The sequence below is a fragment of the Pseudomonas sp. ICMP 10191 genome (genome assembly GCF_001467335.1).
Lineage (GTDB): Bacteria > Pseudomonadota > Gammaproteobacteria > Pseudomonadales > Pseudomonadaceae > Aquipseudomonas > Aquipseudomonas cerasi.
This window is the reverse complement of record NZ_LKGW01000056.1, coordinates 1-359: the sequence shown is the minus strand read 5'-3', so window position 1 is coordinate 359 and position 359 is coordinate 1. Positions and strand designations below refer to the sequence as shown.

Sequence of the window (359 nt, the reverse complement as noted above, 5' to 3'; positions counted from 1 at the left end):
TTCTGGGCCGCCTGACACAGGAATCGTCGCCCCAGGGCACGCTGGCCTACGACTACGATCCGCTCAGTAACCTGACCACACTGACCCTTCCCACCGGTCAGCACCTGAACCATTTGTATTACGGTAGCGGCCACCTGCATCAACTGAACCTCGATGGCCAGTTGATCAGCGACATGGAGCGAGACGACCTGCACCGCGAGATCTATCGCACGCAGGGCAAACTCACCAGTTGCTTCGGCTACGACGCCCTTGGCCGCAAGGCCTGGCAGTACGCAACCACCCTGCCCGCTGAAAAACTCTCACAGATCCAGAACCCGCTCATAAAACCAGAGCGCTACGTCGAACACGCCTACAACCCG

Annotated in this window: 1 protein-coding gene; it reads left to right on the top strand. The window is 59.3% G+C overall.

All coding sequences use genetic code 11. The annotated features are described in order from the left end of the window. Positions 1-359, top strand: a 359-nt coding sequence (locus AO388_RS05775; protein ID WP_161937154.1) for an RHS repeat domain-containing protein, incomplete at both ends; no start/stop codon positions are given.